This is a genomic window from uncultured Acetobacteroides sp., assembly GCF_963667355.2.
Taxonomy (GTDB): Bacteria; Bacteroidota; Bacteroidia; order Bacteroidales; family ZOR0009; genus Acetobacteroides.
Genome location: NZ_OY763328.2, coordinates 545,950 through 562,733 on the forward strand (window position 1 = coordinate 545,950; position 16,784 = coordinate 562,733).

The 16,784-nt window shown below is 43.5% G+C and carries 15 protein-coding genes; 2 read left to right on the forward strand and 13 right to left on the reverse strand.

Annotated features, from left to right (window positions below; all coding sequences use genetic code 11):
• Positions 1-28: 28 nt before the first annotated feature.
• The 6 genes from ACHZA1_RS02315 to nusB form a co-directional block, all read right to left on the reverse strand.
• Positions 29-742 (reverse strand): TerB family tellurite resistance protein, encoded by a 714-nt coding sequence (locus ACHZA1_RS02315; RefSeq protein WP_320053625.1) that lies wholly within the window; start codon positions 740-742, stop codon positions 29-31.
• 9 nt (positions 743-751) lie between these two features.
• The gene (coaE, locus tag ACHZA1_RS02320; RefSeq protein WP_320053626.1) at positions 752-1,336 is read right to left on the reverse strand and encodes a dephospho-CoA kinase; all 585 of its coding nucleotides are present in this window, start codon (positions 1,334-1,336) and stop codon (positions 752-754) included.
• On the reverse strand, positions 1,333-2,328 hold the full coding sequence (locus tag ACHZA1_RS02325) for a hypothetical protein (RefSeq protein ID WP_320053627.1): 996 nt from the start codon (positions 2,326-2,328) through the stop codon (positions 1,333-1,335). The genes coaE and ACHZA1_RS02325 overlap by 4 nt, the downstream gene beginning before the upstream one ends.
• 161 nt (positions 2,329-2,489) lie before the next feature.
• On the reverse strand, positions 2,490-2,810 hold the full coding sequence (gene yajC, locus ACHZA1_RS02330) for a preprotein translocase subunit YajC (RefSeq protein ID WP_320053628.1): 321 nt from the start codon (positions 2,808-2,810) through the stop codon (positions 2,490-2,492).
• A 23-nt stretch (positions 2,811-2,833) separates the two neighbouring features.
• A complete protein-coding gene (locus ACHZA1_RS02335; RefSeq protein ID WP_320053629.1) occupies positions 2,834-3,133 on the reverse strand; it encodes a DUF1573 domain-containing protein in 300 nt (99 codons plus the stop codon).
• A gap of 109 nt (positions 3,134-3,242) precedes the next feature.
• The gene (gene nusB / locus ACHZA1_RS02340) at positions 3,243-4,211 is read right to left on the reverse strand and encodes a transcription antitermination factor NusB (protein ID WP_320053630.1); all 969 of its coding nucleotides are present in this window, start codon (positions 4,209-4,211) and stop codon (positions 3,243-3,245) included.
• A gap of 211 nt (positions 4,212-4,422) precedes the next feature.
• On the opposite strand from nusB, the gene ACHZA1_RS02345 reads away from it, so the two are divergent.
• Positions 4,423-4,800, forward strand: a complete 378-nt coding sequence (locus ACHZA1_RS02345) for a DUF3276 family protein (RefSeq protein WP_320053631.1) — start codon at positions 4,423-4,425, stop codon at positions 4,798-4,800.
• Between the two features lie 156 nt (positions 4,801-4,956).
• Here ACHZA1_RS02345 and ACHZA1_RS02350 read toward each other — a convergent pair whose 3' ends face one another.
• The 7 genes from ACHZA1_RS02350 to panB form a co-directional block, all read right to left on the reverse strand.
• Complete coding sequence (locus ACHZA1_RS02350) at positions 4,957-6,537, reverse strand: SusD/RagB family nutrient-binding outer membrane lipoprotein (protein WP_320053632.1); 1,581 nt, start codon at positions 6,535-6,537, stop codon at positions 4,957-4,959.
• A 16-nt stretch (positions 6,538-6,553) separates the two neighbouring features.
• Positions 6,554-9,892, reverse strand: a complete 3,339-nt coding sequence (locus ACHZA1_RS02355) for a SusC/RagA family TonB-linked outer membrane protein (RefSeq protein WP_320053633.1) — start codon at positions 9,890-9,892, stop codon at positions 6,554-6,556.
• A 213-nt stretch (positions 9,893-10,105) separates the two neighbouring features.
• Positions 10,106-11,794, reverse strand: a complete 1,689-nt coding sequence (gene ftcD / locus ACHZA1_RS02360) for a glutamate formimidoyltransferase (RefSeq protein WP_320053634.1) — start codon at positions 11,792-11,794, stop codon at positions 10,106-10,108.
• An 18-nt stretch (positions 11,795-11,812) separates the two neighbouring features.
• Positions 11,813-12,604, reverse strand: a complete 792-nt coding sequence (locus ACHZA1_RS02365) for a DUF4197 domain-containing protein (protein ID WP_320053635.1) — start codon at positions 12,602-12,604, stop codon at positions 11,813-11,815.
• A gap of 2 nt (positions 12,605-12,606) precedes the next feature.
• Positions 12,607-13,842 (reverse strand): imidazolonepropionase, encoded by a 1,236-nt coding sequence (gene hutI / locus ACHZA1_RS02370; RefSeq protein ID WP_320053636.1) that lies wholly within the window; start codon positions 13,840-13,842, stop codon positions 12,607-12,609.
• A gap of 614 nt (positions 13,843-14,456) precedes the next feature.
• Positions 14,457-15,158 (reverse strand): RluA family pseudouridine synthase, encoded by a 702-nt coding sequence (locus tag ACHZA1_RS02375; protein ID WP_320053637.1) that lies wholly within the window; start codon positions 15,156-15,158, stop codon positions 14,457-14,459.
• Between the two features lie 3 nt (positions 15,159-15,161).
• Entirely contained in the window at positions 15,162-15,977 is an 816-nt protein-coding gene (gene panB / locus ACHZA1_RS02380) for a 3-methyl-2-oxobutanoate hydroxymethyltransferase (protein WP_320053638.1), read from the reverse strand.
• Positions 15,978-16,289: 312 nt separating this feature from the next.
• Here panB and ACHZA1_RS02385 point away from each other — a divergent pair, with 312 nt between their 5' ends.
• Positions 16,290-16,751 (forward strand): hypothetical protein, encoded by a 462-nt coding sequence (locus tag ACHZA1_RS02385; protein ID WP_320053639.1) that lies wholly within the window; start codon positions 16,290-16,292, stop codon positions 16,749-16,751.
• The last annotated feature ends 33 nt before the right edge of the window (positions 16,752-16,784 follow it).

The following is a 16,784-nucleotide window of genomic DNA, read 5'->3' on the forward strand; positions in this document are numbered from 1 at the left end:
TTTTCTGAACTCGTGCAAATATAAGAAATTATGCCATACCTCTGGCTTTCTTTATCTTGTCGTATGCTTCATTCACCTGCTTAAATCGCTCCGTAGCCGACTTCTGAACATCGCCACCTAGGTGTGCCACCTTATCGGGATGGTACTTGACTGCAGCAGCTCTATACGCACGCTTTACCTCATCGTCCGACACGGTTGGCAGAATCTCCAGCACCGCATAGGCAGAGTTGATATCCTCGTAGTACATGCCCTTCGTCGAGGCCATATCCACGCCAGAAATGCCCATCGCATAGGCAATCTGCTCAATAACGATGAGTTCGGTCTCGTCTAAAACGCCATCCGCCTTGCCTATTCCATAAAGGAAATGAAGCAGCTGCAAGCGCGAATTGTAGTCGAGATTATCGCCGATCTGCCGGCCAACATCGTTAATCGGAATATCTTTTTGAAGGATATCGCGCAAGAGCAGCATCGCATCCTTCGTGGCGTCAACGCCGAAATTTTTCACAAAAAAGTCCTTTACGTAATCGAGCTCCGACTTCTTGACGGTTCCATCGGCCTTCATGACCGCAGCAACCAGCACAATGAGCGACACCCTAAATCCTTCCTGCGGATTCTGAGTTCTTGACGTCGCAATAACATCACCCTTTTCTATGAGAGTTCCAACGGCATAGCCAACAATAGCACCAATTGGGCCTCCCAGCCAGAAGCCTAAACCTCCAGCAATCCATCTTCCGTAACGCATATCAACCTCCTACAATCTCGTTAGTTCGTAATTAATTTTGAGTACCTGTGGAATTATAGCCATAACTCCATCGTTATAGATAGTCCAATCAGCGAGAGCCTCGCGCTCGTCATCGCTCATTTGGTTGTTAATCCGATTTCTCACCTCCTTTTCGCCAACGCCATCTCGGCCAACAACGCGCTGAATTCGCACGTCCTCCGGTGCACTTATGTTGATAGCATAGTCTACCTGCTGGCTTAAGCCGCTCTCAAAAAGAATTGCAGCCTCATTTATCACATAGTGATAGCCCGATTTCTGCCTCTTCCAATCCTCAAATCGGGCTCGAATAGCAGGATGGATAATCTGATTCAGCTTTGCTAGCTCATCGGGCCTTTCGAAAACAATAGCTGCAAGCTTACTTCGATCAACTCGTCCCTCACCGCTTAGCACACCTTCTCCGAACTGTTGCGCTACCTGCCTCACAACCTCAGGGGTTTCCAGCAACAAGCGCCCTTCCTTGTCCGATTCAAACACGGGTACACCAAGCACCTCAAAAAGCTTAGAAGCTGTCGATTTGCCAGAACCTATTCCACCTGTTAAACCTACTGTAATCATTGTTTTTGCTTGTATACCTCAATAAATTCCGGTTCAATTCTGATATGGCTCACAAACGAGGGGAAAGTATCCAGCTTTACCTTTATATGATTCGAGAACGACGATTTCTCATCGAAACGGGAGCTTAACCTAAAAAGAGAGGGCCTTACCTTTCTGTAATCCCTTAAAGCAACTCTAAATGACACCTCCGCATGCGATGGGATTAACAGGACAGAAGCCGAATCTGAATTGCTGATGGTAATTGGAAGCTTCAGGGTGCGTTCGGTAAATTTTGCCACATCAACGGTATAGGCCACCTCCTTTACCTCGGTTACAACATTCTTCTCCTCCAGCAACGCAGCAACTCCATTCATCGGTTCATTCAGCGCATCGCCCCGAATAACCGCCGTACGAACATACCGCTTATTCCTTATAACACTTTCAGGACCACTAATCAGAACGCTATCTGGTTTAACGCCAACATTGCCGATTTGCATATACTGTTCATCGAAGGTAAACTTAGTGTTTGCAACAACAGGAACTTTTTTAGTATAGGCTGCTGAAAAGGTAAAAAAGAGGGTGTCCGGAATGATATTCTCAATCTTCATATTGCTGGGCAACTGGGTCGAGAGATTCGATTTTAGGGAGCTGGTCAGAATGTAGAAGTTCCCCTTAGGCCCATAATAGCGATGTAGCCTATAAGATGATATATCAACATTAAAAGAAGCAAGGATTGACCCTAGCTTATATCGTAGAATGGTATACCCCTTTGTCTTTACTTGGATTTTAAGAACTGGAGCCCCTTCATCGACAAGCATTTTATCCGTTTCTGTATAGATTATTTTAGCAGGCACCTTAAGGTCGACCAGATAGTCTCCACCAAGCTTATTGAGATACCAAATAATGCTCGAGAATAAAAGGAAAAAGCAGAAGAGCACAAACTTTCCGTTAATTCGAATTTTGCGCTTTCGTCGGACTATCTCAGAAAAGCTATCAAATAAGTTAGATTTCATCCGAATATAGCTGTTATTTATCGGTCGGATGCTACCCGTATGGCAACGTATTATTCATGCCTATAGCACCTCTGCAAGCTACGCGGGTATACCAATAAAAAAGGCTTTCCCTTTTCATCAAAACAATGAAATTTCGAAAGCCTTTCTATATATGTTTACAATTAACGAGTCTGAGCGTCGCTCATATCCTTAAGAATAGCGGATTTATCCATCTTCATGCGAACATCTCCACCTACATCTACAGTAACATACTGATCGGTAATTTCAACAATCTTTCCGTAGATGCCACCAATAGTAACAATTTTATCACCCTTTTGAAGGCTGCTGCGGAATTTTGCGAGTTCCTTTTGCTTTTTCTGTTGTGGACGAATCATAAAGAAGTACATCACAACAATGATAAGCACCATCATAATAAGCATGCTTATACCACCACCACCATTGGGGTTAGCAGCTTGTAGAAGAACAGCTGAAAAGTTTGTCATTTCTGAGTCTTATTTATTTAAAGTTATTCTACAATTCCTGTAAGCGTTACGGTTGCATAGTCAGGCACCCCATTTGTTTTAAATGTGATCGATTTCTGCTGAGTACCACTCCATCCCTCGGAGTCAAAGGTTACCTCAACCGTTCGCTTTTCACCTGGCTTGATTGGAGCTGTGTCATATTTTGGCGTTGTACATCCGCAGGATGGCAGCGCCTCATAAATAACCAAATCCGATCCTCCAGCGTTTTCAAAGGTATAAAAAAGGACGACCTTTTCACCTTGTTTCACCGTACCAAAATCAGCAGTTTCATCAACAAACTTCATTATTGGGGGTGTTTTCCTTCCGCCTTGCTGATTGTTTGAGCCCTTGTTATTTGCACCACAACCGCTCAATAGAGCAATCCCAAGAACAATAAGCCACAACGCTCGCATGCTACTCTTCAGATATAATGCTTAATGGATCAATTAGCCCTAATCCCTCTTTCACGATCACCTTCTTCTCGATGAGGTCTTTTACGAGTTTATCGAGCACGCCATTAATAAAAACGCTACTATTAGAAGTGCTGTAATACTTAGCTAAATCAATATATTCATTCATCGTAATATTTACAGGAATATCCTTAAACTCAACTAACTCTGCAATTGCCTCAATTAGAATGAGGATATCCATGTAAGCTATTCGATCTACATCCCAGTTCTTGGTGTACTCATCAACAATTTCGCGATACTGAACGTGATTAACCGTAGCCTTTCGGAATAACCGCTTAGTAAAGTCGACATCAGACTCATCCTTATATAAAGGCATCAACCCTTTGTACGAAGCCTGATCCTCCTTAAACTTAGTAAGCGTTTTAATGATCATTCCGAGTACAAACTCAATCTCATCAACCCAATAAATGCTCTGATCCTCCAGAAGTTGGTACAGATCCTCAAAATCTTCAATCTCGCTTGTAAAAAAATCTATAGCAAACGCTCGATCCTGTTCGAAGGAACGATTCCCATCCTTCATATAGTTAGCATAGTACGGACTAGCAACGAGGCTATTGTACATCTTCTTTATCATTTCTGGATAACACTCCCAGGAAAGCTTATTTTGATAGAGTCGCTTACTAAGCTGCTCGTTGTTACGCAGAATTGCAACAACCTTGTTATCTACAAATTTAGTATTAGGATTACGTTCTTCTGCCGTTGGACGAAATTTCTGTTTGCCAGTATCAATTCGGTTTTGTGCAAAATCAGCTACCTCTACCAAAAGCTGCATTAAGAAGTGGTAAAGGTCGTAGGTTTTCTCAATGCTTAGGAACAATTCTTTCTCCGACCCGCTAATCGTTTTGTCACCACTCTTAAAATGACCGTAAAGAGCCTTTAGAACCTTAATTCGAAGTAGTCTTCTGCTTACCATAATAATAAAGAACGTTGTATTTGAACTCGCGCAAAGGTATGGTTTTGGCAACGGTTTAACAAACCTCTTTATAAAAAATAAGCAAACAAGAATTAACACAAAAATATCAACTCAAAGATCAAAATAGCGCCACGAAAAAGCTTTCGAGTTATCTTAAATATGTATTATTTTGTTAATTTTACAGTGTATTAAACAAAAAATAAAGAAAGTTATGATTGAATACGACCTACAAGAAAATAAACAATTCCCAAGGAATCAAGAAGAAATTTACACCGATTCCTTTAGAGCTGGTAAACGCACCTATTTCTTTGATGTAAAAGCCACAAGGCAATCAGAACTATACATAACAATAACAGAAAGTAAAAGAAGTCTTCAAAAAAACGGAAAGTTTAACTACGAAAAACATCACATCTACCTTTTCAAAGAAGATCTTGAGAAATTTGCCAACTCATTAAATTCTGTAGTAGAATATGTCAAGCAAAATCAAAAAGACATAAGCACTACTCTTCCAGACGACACGTTTACCGAATTAAAAGAAATGACCGAATTGTTTGTTCCTGTTTTAGACTTTGAAGATCTAGATAGGTAAATTAAAAAGCAAAAAAAAGGTCCGCTCTCTAGTTTTTACAAGTCTAAAAAAGCAAAGGCGATCAATTTGATCGCCTTTGCTTTTTATTATAATAATTAGAGAGGCTAACCTCACGGCCAGCCCCTCTTTTAACAAACTGCTATATAAAACTAAGCATTACTGCTTACCACCGCCAGCCCACCAAACTCTTACAGATAGTGCATCACTACCCATAGAAGCAGCTGCCGCTTTGACATTTTCCTTATTTAAGGTATATTCAGAAATTGCATATGAAAAACGAGCAACAATGTCATTACCTGACTCAAAACCAGGAATAGGCTCGAAAGTAATATCCCCATATGTTTTTTCGCCAGGTTTAACAAGAGATTTAGGGTATCCTGTTCTACGATACTCTGCCCACGCTTCGTATGCTTGAGTGTATAAATGGATGTACTTAGATGTAATAAGCATTTCCTTCTTCTTATCTACTGTTGCCACATTCCACTTTGCTGTTACTGCCGCAACATATGCATTTTTATCTGTAGTACTAACTCCCCACTTATCTAAGGATGCCTTAACCCCCTCCAAGAACCAAACTGCATCATTATCTTCTACTTCACTAATCATAAAGCAAACTGTTGGATAATCTAGCAAGACAGAACCAAATTCTGGCTGTAGGTTAACTGGAGACAATGCCGGTTTCTTACCATCAGGTTTTAAATTAATAACATTGCCATTTGCAGAAACGAATGCTGCTGTTTCGGTATCATCCATACCATAAGGAACCCCAATGGTATTATTATCCATAGTAGGTCCTCTATAAATAGCCAAACGAGGATCTATAATTCCGTTGAATGGATTCACAAAACCTTTATCATTATCATCCATCCCTTTAAGCAAGTTTACAAACTGCTTTGTTAGAGTAAAGTCATTCCTATTATCGGTAAAGAACCCGAAATAGATTGGAGCCTCATTAGGCTCTCCAGTACCGATAAAATTAAATATGGCATTATCATCATTAGATTTAAATACGCCATCAGTAATTGCGCTTTTAGCTTCTGTTAAATAGGTTCTATCAACTTTTGAAGCACGAAGAGCAATACGAAGACGAAGAGAGTTTGCAAACTTAATCCACTTGTCAATATCGCCACCATAGATTATATCCCCTGATGTCCAACCATTAGAGCAAGTTTTAAGATCCGCAACAGCTTGCTTTAATTTAGCAACCATTCCCTTATAAATATCAGATTGCTTATCATACTTTGGTTTGGGATATTTTACAGGATCAAAAGCTTGGCTATAAGGAATATCACCAAACGAATCCGTAAGGAGTTGGAAAATCCATGTCTCCATAATATCGCATGTTGCAATCTGCATTTTATTATCCCCATAAGCAGACATGTTACCCTTAGTAGCAGGATCGGTATTTAACTCTTTAATTTTCTCAAAGTTTAACATCCAAATGTATGAGTTACGAAAAAATTCGTTCATTACATTATCTCGAAACTGATACCTATCCTCCGAAGTATAGTTAATCTGGCACCATTGCTGACATGCGACTCCAGATTGACGTCCAGTATACCAAACATTATAGTAGTTATATGCAAATTGACGAGTAGCATAGGTAAAGATGTATGGAGTTGGGGATGCGTCTGACCTATTGGGGCTTGTGTTTATTCCTTCAAAGTTTGTATCACATCCACCTAAGAGAAGTGCTCCAAAACTTAGAATCAAACTATATTTTATGAACTGTTTCATATTCTCTCAATTTAAATTAGAAGTTAAAGTTTACACCAACACCATATGTTGCAACAGATGGAAGATAACCTCCTTCTACACCTTGCGCATTTGATCCAGCCATTTGAAGGTATTCGGGATCGAAGTGTTGTTGATCAGCAAACCAAGTTTTTAGATTTCGTCCAAAGAAAGAGACTCTCAATCCAGAAATTGGGCCAGTCCACTTCTTAGGAATTGTTATACCAAAACGAATTTCGCGAAGCTTCAAGTAATCCGTTTTAAATATATTCTGAGTATCAGGACCCGAGTAGTGGTCACGACTATAACGAGAACCTGCAATTGCTTTAGTATTGTCTATTGCAACTTGAGAAGTCGTTCCATCTGCATTTAGATAAGTAACAGTACCATCAAGTGCATTGTACTTACCATACACACCATCAAGAACAACACCTCCACCTATACTTTTAGCTCCAGTTTTCCAAGTTGAACCTTCTGTACCGTCACTATATTTGTAATTAATAGCATCACGGATATTAAAGCCATTTTCATTTATAGCGGCAGATTCTGCTAAAATACCAGAATACATTCCCCACATATATGATGTGTAATACATATGCCCTCCCTTCTGCATATCAAGAAGGACATTTGCATCAATTTGAATTCCATTGTTAAATTTGTAGTTGAAAGAATTAGTAATACCACCTGTAAAATCAGGATTAACATTTGCCAAAGGTTTAACTGCAGAAGGCAAATATCTTCCACTTGTACTTAACACCTTGTTTCCATCCTTGTCATATACAAAATCGGTACCATATATTACAGGATAAGACATTCCTTTGAAAGCACCAACCTGAACTTTAAAAGGAGCGTTACCTAGATTTAAATAATCTAGACCTTCTGCAATATCAACAACCTTATTATCAAGAGTTGATAGATTTACAGTAATATCCCAAGAGAAATTTCTAGTCTTTAACGGAGTTCCATTTACTTGAAATTCCCAACCTTTATTCTCCATTTTACCTGCGTTGATCCATAAACTAGCCCAACCCGTTGATCCGGAAACTTGAATAGGAACAATTTGATTTTTCGTATCTTTTGTAAAATACGAAATATCTACACCTATTCTACTCTTGAAAAATTTAGCCTCGAAGCCAACTTCCCAAGACTTTGTTTCTTCAGGCTTCAACTTTGCATTTGCAAGTTGAGTTGGCAACGAATATCGAGCATCAGAACCAAACGGCGTTTCTGCAGTAAAATAGTTTGACAAGTTGTAAGGATCAGTATCGTTACCAACCTGAGCATACCCCCCACGCAACTTTGCGTAATCAATAAAACCAAAAGACTTAACAGCCTCTAGTTCGCTAAGCACAAAACTAAGGTTTGCAGATGGATAGGAGTAACTGTTATTCCCGCTTGGAAGTGTAGAAGACCAGTCGTTTCTAGCAGTTAAATCAAGATAAACAAGCCGATTATAGTCTAGTGTTAAATTACAGTAAAGACTATTTATTCTCTTATGGCTCTTAGTATCTCTCGAAGTTGCCTTTGAAACAGAATTGGTTAAGTTATAAACTTCTGGAATAACTAGCCCTCCAACGGTTGTTCCACCTGTAATATCAAATTGACGATCATTCACAGATGAACCTAAAATTGAACTTAAACCAATTTTATCCTCAAGAAACCGTTTGTTAATGCTAAAGAATGCTTCTCCATTTACATCATAGTTAGAACGGACATAAAGATCGTAAGAAGATAAAGATTGTGATCCTATTGCTGTACGCTCTTCTTGCTTAAGTGTATAAAAATCGACACCTAGACGACCTGTTAGTTTTAGCCATGATGTAAAAGTAAGTGTTAAACCAGTATTTCCAAATAGACGATCTCTACGGTCATTCTGATAGTTCATATACCTTGACCAGTAAGGGTTATCGGTAAATTCTGGACCTGGATTATCCCAAGAACTTCTATTCCAAGATCTTTGCGTTCCATCAGGATTTCGCCATGCACTTAAGTCATTATAATCCAACGACGTATGAATCCATTGCCACATTTTCTGAACTGGATTTCGTTCTCCATAACCGGTTTCAGGACGACCTGTTGCTGTATTAACAACATATGTAGCAGTAGCCCATCCCTCTAAATATTTAGAGAAATTGTAATTCCCATTAAAGTTAATTGTATTACGCTTTAACTCACTATTAGGATAGATACCAGTAACATTCATATTAGTGTATGATATTCTGGTTGATCCTTTATCCGTAGCACCAGTAAGTTGGACATTATTAGTATATGTCACCCCTGTTCTAAAAAAATACTTGTAATCGTTCTTTGGATAAACCCAAGACTTTTCTACAAGATAGTTTTTAGTATCCCACTTATCAAAAGCATTCCAGTTAAGAACCTTAATATTTGGATCATACTTTGGCCCCCAACTTTCATCTGTCGCATATGCAACCAACTTATACTCTTTACCATCAATAACTTGGGTTAAAAAACCTTGTTTTCCTCCCTGAGCATCAGAGAAAGTAGCACCACCACCATATTCTTTTTGGTAAACAGGAAGAATGCTAGCCTTATCCCAAGTTATACTAGAGTTAACAGCAACACCCCAATTTTGAGCCCCTGCTTTTGCCTTTTTAGTAGTAACCATAACTACACCATTAGCAGCACGAGAGCCATAAAGAGCTGTTGCAGATGCCCCTTTTAGAATAGAAACAGATTCAATATCATCTGAATTAAGGTCAGATCCCATGTTACCATAATCGTAACCACCACCACCAGTTGCTCCATAAGAAAAGTCTGAGTTGTCAAGAGGAATTCCATCAACAACAAATAATGGTTGGTTGTTTTGAGTAAGCGATGTTACACCACGAACTTGAATTCTCGAGCCTCCCCCCATCTGGCCTGAAGCTCCAGTAATCTGCACCCCTGAAACACGACCAGACAAAGAACTTAGGACATTCTGGCTTCTTGCTTTTGCTAATTCATCACCCTTAACATCAGAAACAGCATACCCTAATGCCTGTTTAGATCGGGTTATACCAAGTGCTGTAACAACAACCTCATCAATCTTCTTTGTTTCAGAAATTAAGACAACATTGACAGTTGTTTTACCTTCAAGCGCTATTTCTTGTGATTTGAAACCAATGTAACTAAACACAAGAACTTTGCCTGTAGCAGGAACGTTAAGAGTGTACTTTCCATCAATATTGGTGGAAGTACCTACTCCAGATAAACCTTTAACGATTACAGTCACACCAGGAATCGGTTGACCATCTTCAGAACTTGTTACTTGTCCTGATACCTTTGTTTGCGCAAATGCATTGGATATACCAAAGCAAACAAAAGCCGACAATAGTAGCAGCTTTATTCGTTTCATACATTAGAATATTGGTTATACAGTCGCAATATAAACTTTTAATTATAGTTTTACAACTAATCGAAATTTTTTTTATCAATCTCAACTTACACCTCTTTATTAATTCATCATTTTTTTGATAGCGAGAGGAAACAATTGCCACAAACCATAAAAAAAGGAAGCATCCTCAACTGGACACTTCCTTTTTAAAGGGGTTATTCTTTAATAAATCGATTATTTTGCGATTATCAACATCACCTTATCTAGTATTCTAGACTCTAACTCCAATGCTTTTTTTAACAAAGAATTAGAATTGCTTACTATGTCACTAGCATATTTTTCGTCTTCTATGCCTTTTGCATTGATTCGAACATTCAGGTAAGCACCATAAACTCCTCCACGAGCAGCAATTGCTCCAACTCCTGCGTCGGATACCGAATTTGGATTGCCCTTTTCTGCCATCTCGAGCATTACCTCCATTGAGTTACAACACAACTCCATGGTTTTTAAGGGAACCTCCGTTGCGTATATAGTTGCATCTTGGATTGCCTTTTTACGAGCAGCCTTTTCCTCATCGGTCTTTTTGGGAAGGGAAAGGGCATCCATAATGCGATTAAAGGCGTTGGTGTCCTCGTCAACCATTTTCAGGAGCTGATCCATGTACATCTTGCCCTTTTCGGCAACATCAGAAAACTCTTTCCAGCGATCGTCCCAACCTGGTTTGTGAGCCGATAGGTTGGCAACCATGGTGCCAAGCGCTGCACCCAAGGCTCCCATATAGGCAGCAATTGAACCACCACCAGGAGCTGGAGATTCTGATGCGGTTTCGTTGGCAAAACCTGTAACGGTCATATCAACAAGCTGCTTTTTTTGATCCTTTATCATCAACTCGATGATCTTCTTTTGAGGATCGAAAGGATAGAGTTCATCTAGCCCCATCGACTTTACCGCAATCTTAATGATTTCCTCATCGGCAATACCGGCAGAGCGCTGCTGCTTTGCAAGGAAGTACTTACCAGCATCCATTATCACGCTTGCAGGAACAAGACCAACGATTTCGGTACCTGTTACACGCAAACCTCTTTCATCGGCTTTCTTCTTTACCTCTTCGAAAGCGACATGAAGCGGAGTTTGGTTAATATCTGTAATGTTCATCGATACCTGAGCAATTCCGTACTCGTCGATAAACCAACCAATGGCCTTAGTTCCCATGAGGGTTCCTGGGGTCCAGATTTCCTTTCCGTTTTCGTCGAGTTTCTTCTTTCCTGTAACAGGGTTGCCCTCGCGAACTGGTCGTCCTTTTTCGCGAACATCGAACGCAATGGCGTTAGCACGACGCGTAGAGGTGGTATTTAAATTGAAGTTTACAGCTATAAGGAAGTTACGCGCACCAACAGCAGTTGCTCCTGTTTGAGGAACAAATGTGGCTGGACCAAAATCGGGCTTCCACTCTGGCTTGGTCATCTTTTCGGGAAGTGCCTCGTACTCGCCGCTGCGGCAGAAGGCAAGGTTTTTACGCTTTGGCTCGAATGCGGCACTTTCGTAGCAATAGATTGGATACTGAAGTTCATCGCCCATGCGCTTGGCAAGCTTACGGGCATACTCTACCGTTTCGTCCATGGTGATGTTGGCCACTGGAATTAGCGGAAGCACATCGGTTGCACCAAAACGAGGGTGAGCCCCTTGATGCTTGCTCATATCTATAAGCTCTTTTGCCTTTTTAGCAGCGCGGAAGGCTGCTTCGCAAACCTCATCGGGCGTACCTACGAAGGTTACCACCGTACGGTTGGTTGCCTTTCCGGGGTCAACATCGAGCAGCTTAACGCCGTCAACAGATTCAATTTCGTCGGTAATCTGCTTAATTATGCCCATATCGTTCCCCTCAGAGAAGTTGGGAACACATTCAATCAGCTTTAGGTTCATAGCAACGTACTATTAGGTTTATTTTGTTCCAAAGATCTTTTTCACCAAATCGGAGCCATACTTAGCGGGCTCCTGACGGATCTTGGCTTCTTCCTTTTCTACCAAAACGAAGAGTCCGTCTACAGCCTTATCGGTTACGTACTGATTCAAGTCGGCTTGCACCTGCTCCTTTGCTAGGAATGGGGCTACCTTGTTGTACTTGTCGACAAGCGGCTTCCAGTACTTGGTGATGGCAACCTGCGACAAGGCATCTACAACAACCGGTTTAAACTGGTTGGCCAGCTCTACGCCTGCGGTGCTACGCAGGTATACGGTGGCCGCATTCTTATCGCCTGTTGCAATCTTTGCGGCATCGGCAAACGACATTTTTACTATCGCAGCCAAGAAAATTGGAGCAGCCTTCTTAGCAGCCTCTTCGGCAGCACGGTTGAGTTTTTCCTCGAAAATATCAACCTGAGACTGAAGGCCTAGCTTAACGGCATAGTCCTTAACCGCAATCGCTTCTTTGGGGAATGGGATGCGAATGTCCATATTCTTGTTGAAGCCGTCGAGCATGGAGGCGGACTCGGCCGACTTTGTGGCGGCAATCTTTAGCGCATCCTTTAGCCCGTTCGAATAGTCGGTATTCGTTAGCGAAAGAATCGACGATACGCCAGACGCTAATGAGGATTTTTTTGTAGAGGTCGCCTTTGTAGAGGTTTTGGTCGTTTTCGACGTAGCCTTCTTCTTCTTGCTCGAAGCTTGCGCATCAACGTTTAAAGCGGGCATCAGCAATGCCGCTACAGCAATAATCGCTAGAACTCTCTTCATGATCATATCTTTTTACCGTTTAAAAATACCTTGTCGACCAGCTTTTGGGTATACGCGTAGGGCATATACTCGTACGATGGAATTGGTTTTGTGATAAAGAAGTTGGCAATCTTTCCTCTAGAAATCGACCCATGCGTGCCGCTCAGCCCCATGGCGTAGGCCGAGTTGATGGTGGCCGCATTGATAGCCTCCTCGGGAACCATCCTCATCTTTACACAAGCCAAACTTAAGATAAATTTCATATCCCCCGATGGCGATGAGCCAGGATTGTAGTCGGAAGCTAGGGCAACGGGCAATCCGGCGTCGATCATCTTACGGGCAGGTGGGTAATCCATGCCTAGGAAGAATGCGGCACCAGGCAGCAGCGTAGCCATGGTGGTTGAGTCGAGCAGCGCGGCAATCTCCTCATCGCCGGTAAACTCGAGGTGATCCACCGATAGCGCCGAATGCTTAACGCCGAGCTGGATGCCGCCCGATAGCGCCAGCTCGTTGGCGTGTATTTTGGGGCGAAGGCCGTACTTGGCTGCGGCTTCGAGCATGCGCTCGGTTTCCTCGATGGTAAAGAAGCCCTTATCGCAAAAGACATCGATGTACTCGGCCAGATTCTCGGCGGCAACCTGCGGGATCATCTCCTTAACGATCAGCTCGACGTACTCCGACTGGCGGCCACGGTACTCCATAGGCACGGCATGCGCCCCCAGGAAGGTGGCCTTAACGGTGATGGGCGATTCGCAGCGAATGCGGCGGGCGACGCGAAGCATCTTGAGCTCCGACTCGGTTGATAGCCCGTAGCCGCTCTTTATCTCCACGGCCCCCGTACCAAGGGCAATGATCTCGTTGATGCGCTCCATGGCCGACTCGAAGAGCTCGTCCTCCGTGGCAGCGCGGAGGCGCTCGGCCGAGTTCAGGATTCCCCCTCCCCGCTTGGCAATCTCCTCGTAGGAAAGGCCTCGAATCTTATCGATGTACTCTATCTCGCGGCTGCCGGCGTACACCAGGTGGGTGTGCGAGTCGCAGAACGAGGGGAACACCATGCAGCCGGTGGCATCCACCACCTCGGCATCGGGATAGTCGGGGCAGCTGCTCATCGGGCCGAAATCGGCAAAAAGGCCATCGTAGATGTAAAGGTATGCGCCATCGATTGAGGGTAGCTCCTTCATGTCGCTACCGGCCACCCACGTTTTGGGTAAGTCCTCTACCTGAACCAGCTTTTTTATGTTCTTTACTAACAGTTTCATAGATTTCAACGTTTACAAAGCTTCAAACAGAAACTTCAACAGGCCAAAATTATAAAAAAACAAAACCGAACGAGCAATTATTGGATATTTATAAAAGGAGCCGCCATGAAGCAGCGCCCCCCTTCGAGCGACGAAGACGAGCCGGAATTTCCGTTCGGAAAAACGTACGCCGCTACGCCCGCGTGTTAAATTCCTGTCGGAATTTTGCATCCAGCTACGCCCGCGCGTTAAATTCCGACAGGAATTTTGCATTCCGCTACGCCGGCGTAGAAAATTCCGAGAAGAATTTTGCATCCCGCCACGCTGGAGTGAAAAATTCCGAGAGGAAAATGTGTCCCGGCGCTCTGGCGTGAAAAACTCCTAGAGGAAATTTGCATTTGACACTCCCAAATGAAAAACGCCTAGAAGAAATTTGCACTTGGTACTCCGAAATGAAAAACTCTTGGAAGAAAATTGCATTTGGCGCTCCCAAACGAAAAACTCCTGGAGGAAATTTGCACTTGGCGATCCCAAATGAAAAATGCGGAGAAGAAGCGGAGCTTCAGCCCAACAATCTCTCCCATATCAAAAAGGAAATCCCGGCAACAGATCGCTATTGCCGGGATTTTATTGGGTTAGATGCCCTTTTCTGCTGCTTTTGCGAAGTACTGCCACAGCGCGTCGTCGGGGACAGGCGCTACGATGGTCACCTTTTCCTTCTTTACCGGATGGATGAACTCCACCTTGCGGGCATGCAGGCAAATTCCACCATCGGGGTTCGAGCGCGCGAAGCCGTACTTCAGATCGCCCTTTATGGGCGAGCCGATGCTGGCCAGCTGGGCGCGAATCTGGTGGTGCCGCCCCGTGAGGAGCTCCACCTCAACCAGCGAGTAGTTGTCGCTTTTGCTGATAACCTTATACCTCAGCTTGGCCTCCTTGGTGGTAGACTTTGGCGCATCGAAAACGTAGCTCTTGTTCTGCTTCTCGTTGCGCGAGAGGTGATGAACAAGCAGGTCCTCGTCCTTTTTTGGCGCCTGCTTAACGATGGCCCAGTAGGTTTTATCCACCCCGCCATCGCGGAAGAGCTCGTTCATGCGCTCCAGCGCCTTGCTGGTCTTCGCAAATATGATAACGCCTGTGGTAGGCCTGTCGATGCGGTGCGTTACGCCAAGGAATACGTTGCCGGGCTTGGCATCGCGCTCCTTAATGTAGTCCTTTACCACCTCCGAGAGCGGCTTGTCGCCAGTTTTATCGCCCTGAACGATATCGCCCGCCTGCTTGTTGTAGACAAGGATATGGTTATCCTCGTAAATAATATTCTCCGGTTTGAAAGCCATCTGCTAGTACTGCTCATTATCGTTGGGGAAATCGCGGCTCTTCACATCCTTAATGTAGGACTGGGTAGCGCCCTTCATCTCGTCAAAGAGGTTCAGGTAGCGGCGCAGGAAGCGGGGCGAGAACTCGTGGGTGATGCCCATCATGTCGTGGATAACCAGCACCTGCCCGTCGACGCCGTTGCCAGCGCCAATGCCGATGATCGGAATCTTCACCTCGCTGGCAACCTGCTTAGCCAAGGTTGCTGGAATCTTCTCTAAAACGATGGAGAAGCAGCCGGCTACCTCTAGCAGGTGCGCATCCTGAATCAGCTTATCCGCCTCCTCCTTCTCCTTGGCGCGAACGGTGTAGGTGCCAAACTTGTGGATGGACTGCGGGGTAAGCCCCAGGTGCCCCATTACGGGAATGCCGGCCGAGAGGATGCGCTGCACCGACTCAATAACCTCAACGCCACCCTCCATCTTAACGGCATCCGCCTCGCTCTCCTTCATGATGCGGATAGCTGAGGCAAGCGCCTCCTTCGAGTTACCCTGGTAGGTTCCGAAGGGCAGGTCGACAACAACAAGGGCACGCTTTACGGCACGTACTACCGACTGTGCGTGGTATATCATTTGATCGAGCGTGATGGGAAGGGTAGACTTGTGCCCTGCCATTACGTTTGATGCGGAATCGCCAACTAGTATAACATCGATGCCAGCGGCATCTAGGATCTGGGCCATCGAGTAATCGTATGCGGTAAGCATTGCAATCTTCTCCCCTTTAGCCTTCATCTCCATGAGACGATGGGTGGTAACCACCCTTACGTTGCTTTCTACAGACATGACTTTGGTTTTTTGTGAAACCTATTCGTAATGATTTATCCGGCAAATCTACTAAGTTCGTTTAACATTTACGGAAGCCTACCACAATTCTACCACAATTATAACGTTTGGCAACATTCCAAAAGCAGCCCTGCCGGGCATTCTCCTGATTCAGCCGGTGCAAGCCCCTGTTTCAGCGAAAAAAGTGCAGCACAAGCAAGCATGTCCCATCCGTTAAAATAGCGCCGCTACCTTTTATTATTACAATGCAATACCTACATTTACGACCGTTGGATTTAGGGAATTAGAATATCAATCACAAACACGTACAAAATGCTTATCTACAACTTTGACAGCCTAACGGGGCGCGAGGTACAGATTCTCCGTGGCTACATTAAAGGTTTGACTAAGCGATACTGGTTTTATGCTGGCTCAACTGCGTTGCTGATTATCGTTTTTTCTGTTTTAGGACTTGGGATTGGGGGAATTGTGGTAGGATTACCGCTAAACTTTATCGGCTGGGGGATTCTTTTCACCTACAAATTCGTAGCAATTCTTAGGGATATTAAGGAACGGGTTAAGGTTGTTGGAACCGCCATAATCAAGGAGAAGATTTCGCTTAGGAAGAAACGGAATTTGGTGGTGGAAATCAACGGCACCAAAGTTTTCAACACCATGAGCTTTCGCCTGCTAAAGGCTGATCTGTGGAATCACTTCAACCCCGGCGATAAGGTTTACGTTGAGTACGCCCGCCATTCGAAGCTGATACTATGCTACAACAAGCCTGCCTCGTAAGGTAAGCAGAAGCTATTCTATAGAAAAAGGAGC

Excerpts from the sequence above, each read along its gene's own strand:
- ACHZA1_RS02315 (WP_320053625.1), bottom strand. The coding sequence starts at position 742 with ATGCGTTACGGAAGATGGATTGCTGGAGGTTTAGGCTTCTGGCTGGGA.
- coaE (WP_320053626.1), bottom strand. The coding sequence starts at position 1,336 with ATGATTACAGTAGGTTTAACAGGTGGAATAGGTTCTGGCAAATCGACA.
- ACHZA1_RS02325 (WP_320053627.1), bottom strand. The coding sequence starts at position 2,328 with ATGAAATCTAACTTATTTGATAGCTTTTCTGAGATAGTCCGACGAAAG.
- yajC (WP_320053628.1), bottom strand. The coding sequence starts at position 2,810 with ATGACAAACTTTTCAGCTGTTCTTCTACAAGCTGCTAACCCCAATGGT.
- ACHZA1_RS02335 (WP_320053629.1), bottom strand. The coding sequence starts at position 3,133 with ATGAAGTTTGTTGATGAAACTGCTGATTTTGGTACGGTGAAACAAGGT.
- nusB (WP_320053630.1), bottom strand. The coding sequence starts at position 4,211 with ATGGTAAGCAGAAGACTACTTCGAATTAAGGTTCTAAAGGCTCTTTAC.
- ACHZA1_RS02345 (WP_320053631.1), top strand. The coding sequence starts at position 4,423 with ATGATTGAATACGACCTACAAGAAAATAAACAATTCCCAAGGAATCAA.
- ACHZA1_RS02350 (WP_320053632.1), bottom strand. The coding sequence starts at position 6,537 with ATGAAACAGTTCATAAAATATAGTTTGATTCTAAGTTTTGGAGCACTT.
- ACHZA1_RS02355 (WP_320053633.1), bottom strand. The coding sequence starts at position 9,892 with ATGAAACGAATAAAGCTGCTACTATTGTCGGCTTTTGTTTGCTTTGGT.
- ftcD (WP_320053634.1), bottom strand. The coding sequence starts at position 11,794 with ATGAACCTAAAGCTGATTGAATGTGTTCCCAACTTCTCTGAGGGGAAC.
- ACHZA1_RS02365 (WP_320053635.1), bottom strand. The coding sequence starts at position 12,604 with ATGAAGAGAGTTCTAGCGATTATTGCTGTAGCGGCATTGCTGATGCCC.
- hutI (WP_320053636.1), bottom strand. The coding sequence starts at position 13,842 with ATGAAACTGTTAGTAAAGAACATAAAAAAGCTGGTTCAGGTAGAGGAC.
- ACHZA1_RS02375 (WP_320053637.1), bottom strand. The coding sequence starts at position 15,158 with ATGGCTTTCAAACCGGAGAATATTATTTACGAGGATAACCATATCCTT.
- panB (WP_320053638.1), bottom strand. The coding sequence starts at position 15,977 with ATGTCTGTAGAAAGCAACGTAAGGGTGGTTACCACCCATCGTCTCATG.
- ACHZA1_RS02385 (WP_320053639.1), top strand. The coding sequence starts at position 16,290 with ATGCTTATCTACAACTTTGACAGCCTAACGGGGCGCGAGGTACAGATT.